Origin of the sequence: Ramlibacter sp. (assembly GCF_035706265.1) — a bacterium.
In the GTDB taxonomy this organism is placed as follows: domain Bacteria; phylum Pseudomonadota; class Gammaproteobacteria; order Burkholderiales; family Burkholderiaceae_C; genus Ramlibacter.
On sequence record NZ_DASSVG010000441.1, the window covers coordinates 1 to 3,862 of the forward strand.

General features: G+C 68.2%; 5 protein-coding genes. 1 reads left to right on the plus strand and 4 read right to left on the minus strand.

What is annotated here, in order from left to right:
- Nucleotides 1-617 (minus strand): 4,5-DOPA dioxygenase extradiol (ygiD, locus tag VFM98_RS15640; protein WP_325110830.1); only part of this gene is annotated, 617 nt, incomplete at its 3' end.
- A gap of 113 nt (nucleotides 618-730) precedes the next feature.
- Between ygiD and VFM98_RS15645 the strand changes: the two genes are divergently transcribed.
- Nucleotides 731-1,681, plus strand: coding sequence for an acyltransferase (locus VFM98_RS15645; RefSeq protein ID WP_325110831.1), 951 nt, complete (start codon nucleotides 731-733; stop codon nucleotides 1,679-1,681).
- A 152-nt stretch (nucleotides 1,682-1,833) separates the two neighbouring features.
- On the opposite strand, the gene VFM98_RS15650 is transcribed toward VFM98_RS15645, so the two are convergent.
- From VFM98_RS15650 to VFM98_RS15660, 3 genes are all read right to left on the minus strand, one after another.
- A complete protein-coding gene (locus VFM98_RS15650; protein WP_325110832.1) occupies nucleotides 1,834-2,079 on the minus strand; it encodes a YfhL family 4Fe-4S dicluster ferredoxin in 246 nt (81 codons plus the stop codon).
- 25 nt (nucleotides 2,080-2,104) lie between these two features.
- Nucleotides 2,105-2,950, minus strand: a complete 846-nt coding sequence (gene bcrD / locus VFM98_RS15655) for a benzoyl-CoA reductase subunit D (RefSeq protein WP_325110833.1) — start codon at nucleotides 2,948-2,950, stop codon at nucleotides 2,105-2,107.
- Nucleotides 2,947-3,862: BadF/BadG/BcrA/BcrD ATPase family protein (locus tag VFM98_RS15660; RefSeq protein WP_325110834.1), on the minus strand; the 916-nt coding region annotated here is incomplete at its 5' end. The genes bcrD and VFM98_RS15660, both read right to left, overlap by 4 nt.

Sequence of the window (3,862 nt, forward strand, 5' to 3'; positions counted from 1 at the left end):
CTGGGCAGGCTGGCCGGGTCGGAGGTCATGACGCTCTTGACCGCGCGGTCGAAGCGCTCGGCCCACTCGAAACCGGCGTCGGGCCGCTGCCGGTCCATCCGGCGCAGGTTGTGCACCACGTTGCCGCTGCCGACGATGAAGATGCCGCGCTCGCGCAGGGGCGCCAGGCGGGCGCCCAGGTCGACGTGGTATTCCAGGCTTTCGCCGCTGTGGATGGCCAGCTGCAGCACCGGGATGTCGGCAGCGGGGAAGACGTGGGCCAGCACCGACCAGGTCCCGTGGTCCAGGCCCCAGCTGTCGTGGTCCAGGCCCACGTGGGCCGGCTTGACCACCTCGGCGATCTCGCGCGCCACCTCGGGCGCGCCGGGCGCCGGGTAGTCGAAGGCGAACAGCTCGGGCGGGAAGCCGTAGAAGTCGTGGATCACGGGCGGCTGCTCCATCGCCGTGACCGCCGTGGCGGGAATGAACCAGTGCGCCGAGATGCACAGGACGGCGCGCGGCCGCGGCAGGGCCCGGCCGAAAGCGGCCCACTGCTCGGTGAAGCGGTTGCGCTGCAGCGTGTTCATCGGGCTGCCGTGGCCGATGAAGGCGGCGGGCATGAGGTCGGTGGCGGGCATGCGGCGATTGTGGCGCAGCCTGGGTCCGGGACACGCGGACATTTGATCTGGGACAGGCTCCGGCCAGACAGCGCCGCGCCTGTTGGCTGCGGCCGGCTAGCATGCAAAGCTCCATGCGATCTCCCCTGACTTACCTGCCCGCGCCGGTGCGCGGCGGCATCGCGATCGTCGCGCTGGCCGTCAACACCGTGCTCTGCAGCCTGCCGCTGTTCGCCTTCGCCCTGCTCAAGCTGCTGTTCCCCTTCGCCTGGATGCGCCGCCGCGTCGACCCGGTGCTCAACGCCATCGCGCGCACCTGGGTGGCGGGCAACAGCCTCTGGATGCGGCTGCTGCATCCCACGCGCTGGGACGTGCAGGGCCTGCCCGCGCCTCGCCGCGGCTGGTTCCTGGTCAACTGCAACCACCAGTCCTGGGCCGACATCTTCGTGCTGCAGCACCTGCTGCACGGGCGCCTGCCGATGCTGAAGTTCTTCCTCAAGCAGGAGCTGATCTACGTGCCGGTGATCGGGCTGGCCTGGTGGGCGCTCGACTTCCCCTTCATGAAGCGGCACGGCAAGGAGGCGCTGCGGCGCGATCCGGCCAAGCGCGCCGACGACCACGAGGCCACGCTGCGCGCCTGCCGCAAGTTCGCCCTGGTGCCCACCAGCGTGATGAACTTCGCCGAAGGCACGCGCTTCACGGCGGAAAAGCACGCCCAGACCGCATCGCCCTACCGCCACCTGCTCAAGCCCAAGGCCGGCGCGCTGGCGCTGACGCTGGGGGCGATGGGCGGCAAGTTCGACGCCTTCGTGGACGTGACGATCGCCTACCAGCCCGGCATCCCCGGCTTCTGGGATTTCCTGTGCGGGCGCGTGAAGCAGGTCGCCGTGCACATCGACCAGCTGCCGGTGCCGCCCGAATTCATCGGCCTCGACTACGCCGGCGACTCCCAGGGCCGCAAGCGCTTCGGCCGCTGGCTCAACGCGCTGTGGGAGAAGAAGGACGCGCGGATGGACGTGCTGCTGGGCACCGCCCCCGTGGAAACGGGCCCGCAGGAGTTCGCGGCGGAGCCGGCGGAAGTGTAGGACTTCGAAGACGGACTTCCGGACGCAGAGGACGCAAAGGGTACGCAGAGGACGCAAAAGAAAACCTTCTAAAGTTTTCTTTGTCTCTTTTGCGTCCTCTGCGTATCTTTCGCGTCCTCTGCGTCCGGAAGTTGGCTGTTCAATCCCCGGCTTCAGCCGTGCAACTGCTCGTACTTCTCCAGCAGCTGCTCCTTCGTCTCCACGAAATCCGGGTTCGGGATGATGCAGTCGGCCGGGCAGGCCAGCTTGCACTGGGGCTCGTCTTCCGCGCCCACGCACTCCGTGCACTTCATCGGGTCGATCACGAACAGGTAGTCCCCCGCGGTGATCGCTTCGTTGGGGCACACGGGGCGGCACGCATCGCAGGCGGTGCAGCCGTCGACAATCATCAGGGCCATCTCAGTCTCTCCTCTACGGCTTCAATCAGGCGGCCGCGCGCTGCTGCAACTCCTGCAGCTTCTCGTGCCGGTAGGCGCCCCACAACGCGGCGCCGATCGCGCCGGCATAGATCGCGTCGGGATGCGTCACGACCTCCACCGGAACCTTCTCGTTGGCCATCTCCTCGCGGATCGCCGCGGTGAGGCCCTCGTCCATGCCGAGCCCGCCCGTGATCAGCGCCTGGCCCGTCTTGATGCCCGTCACCTTGAGCAGCTTCACGATCCGCGAGGCCATCGAAAGGTGGATGCCCTTCAGGATGTCGGGCGTGGCGATGCCGCGGCTGACCATGTTGATCACGTCCGTCTCCGCCAGCACGGCGCAGATCGAGCTGACCTTCTCGGGATCCTGCGAGCTCTTCGACAGCTCACCGATCTCGTTGATCGCCACTCCGAGGTAGCGCGCGATGTTCTCCAGGAACTGGCCCGAGCCCGAGGCGCACTGCGAGGTCATCTTGTAGGCCAGCACCTTGCCCCGCTCGTCGACGTAGATCGCGCGGCCGTTGAGCGCGCCCACGTCCACCACCGCGCTGATGCCCGGCGTGAGGAACACGCCGCCGCGCGCATGCGTGGTCATCGAGTAGAAGTGGCCGGTGGAGAACTTGACGTTCTCGCCCTCGCCGGTGGTGGCGATGTAGGCGATGTCGTTGGCCGCCAGGCCGGCGTCGTGCAGCACGGACTCCAGCCCTTCCTGCGCCAGCGTCATGGGGTCGCGCCGGCGGATGCGCTCGCAGCGCTTGGCCAGCCAGTGGCTGCTGCCGTCGTCGTCGACGCGGAACAGCGTGCTCTTGACGGCGCCCGAGCCGATGTCGATGCCGATGGTGTGAATGCTCATGCCGCCTCCCGGTGTTCCGCTTGCTTGCCCTCTTCCACCACCGCGCGCCAGGCGAAGGTGGCGGCGCCCAGCGCCCCGGTGTAGATCGAATCGGGGTCGATGTTCAGCTTCAGGTCGCCGTAGTTCTCGAACACCAGCTCCTTCAGCGCCTTCACCGCGGCCTCGTTCTTGGCCACGCCGCCGGTGAAGGTGAACTGGTCGCGCACGCCGCCCGAGCGCGCCAGGATGGACATGGCGCGCAGGATGATGGCGCGGTGCAGGCCGGCCATGATGTCCTCGCGCTTGTCGCCCAGGCTCAGCCGGTCGCGCAGCTCCGCGCCGGCGAACACCGTGCAGGTGGAGTTGATGCGGATCGCCTTGGTGGACTTCATGGCCATGGGCCCCAGCTCGTGCAGGCCCATGTTCATTTCGTCGGCGATGTAGCCCAGGTAGCGGCCGCAGCCGGCGGCGCAGCGGTCGTTCATCTGGAAGCTTTCCACGATGCCCGCCGGGTCGACCTGGATCGCCTTGGTGTCCTGGCCGCCGATGTCCAGCACCGTCGCCGTCTCCGGGTACATCACGTGGGCGCCGAGGCCGTGGCACAGGATCTCGGAGCGAACGTGCTCCTTGGAGAACGGCAGCCGCGCGCGCCCGTAGCCGGTGCCGACCACGTAGGTCTCGTCCATCGCGGTGTCCAGCACGCCCTTGATCGGCGCCTCGACCTGGGGCCGCTTGTCCGCCGTCTGCGGCAGCGCGGCGAAGGTGTTCTCCAGCGCGGCCAGCAGGTGGTGCCGCATCTGGTCGCCGTAGACGTGGTTCTCCACCTCGATGATGGAGCGGTCGAACAGGTTCAGCAGGTACTCGTAGCGGGTGTTGGCCTCCTTGGCCACCTGCTCGCCGATGGCCAGGTACTGGCTGCCGGCGATGTCGCGG